Here is a 1,101-nt window from a genome sequence, read left to right on the forward strand (position 1 = left end):
TTTCATTGAAGAAGTAGTAACATTCCATATTTGCAATATATTGCAAGGTGTCGCGATACATGGAGTGTTGAAACCAATCATTGAATACGTAAATAAATACTACGGAATAGCCTAATGGAGAAAACAATTTTTCATATTCTTGTTTCTTGAAATGACAACCAGGCAATTTTTCATCAACGGATCCAGATTCGCTTTGAAACTTTTTTTCAATGATAAACGCCGTTTTTGTTATTTCATTAATGAAACATTCATCAGGAAGCCATTGTTTTGAATTATACTGACGATAATTGATTCCATGAGGTGCTAAAAAGCAAGAATATAAAGCATGTTTGGGAACGGAATAGCCGATGAGAGTCTTTCCTCTACAGACTTCGTAACCGATTGATTTCCGATTTGATGAAATTGGTTTCAATATGAAGTTATGATATTGTAAGGCGTCATTTAACGATGTTGTTTGTTCAAATCTTAAACCATTCATATTGGTTTTTGCGCCTCCACCATGGGTGTTTGGAATACGAGTCATAATAAAAACTCCTTTCGTGAATAAATTTTAAATTGACTTTTTAGTCATTTAATATGGATCTTTATTATACTCAATTTTTGAGGCACTTTTGACTTTCTAATGAATTTTTAATGATCTTTGCGTGAATTTTTATGATATTCTCATTTTCACCTCGTACATTTATGATGATAAAAGTTTATTTGAGGTGATAAAATGAAATGGCAGCCAGATGATTTTACATTGGAAATGACATCGGTATGGTCTTTTCCGCAACGAGGAAAATGGGCTACGCATGATGGCAAATATCGTGGAAATTGGTCTCCTTACATCCCACGCAATTTAATCCTTCGATATTCTGGCGAAGGGGATAGGACTTTAGACTGCTTTGTAGGTGGGGGAACGACCTTAGTGGAAGCTAAATTGTTAAATCGGAATTGCATTGGCATTGATATAAATGAAAAGGCGCTAGAACGTTGTCGCGAGAAATGTAATTTTTCATGTCCTAATATGGGGAAAATTTATTTGAAACAAGGGGATGCGCGGAATCTTCATTTTATAAAAGATGAATCGATTGATTTTATTTGTACTCACCCTCCGTA

At 34.4% G+C, this 1,101-nt stretch carries 2 protein-coding genes; one reads left to right on the forward strand and one right to left on the reverse strand.

What is annotated here, in order from left to right; genetic code table 11:
* The coding region (locus NOS26_RS06480) for a PD-(D/E)XK nuclease superfamily protein (protein ID WP_255917434.1) at positions 1-523 on the reverse strand (523 nt) is incomplete at its 3' end.
* Positions 524-715: 192 nt separating this feature from the next.
* Here NOS26_RS06480 and NOS26_RS06485 point away from each other — a divergent pair.
* Positions 716-1,101 (forward strand): TRM11 family methyltransferase (locus tag NOS26_RS06485; protein ID WP_255917435.1); only part of this gene is annotated, 386 nt, incomplete at its 3' end.

The organism is Megasphaera sp. SC8-1 (assembly GCF_024436295.1).
Taxonomy (GTDB): Bacteria; Bacillota; Negativicutes; order Veillonellales; family Megasphaeraceae; genus Megasphaera; species Megasphaera elsdenii.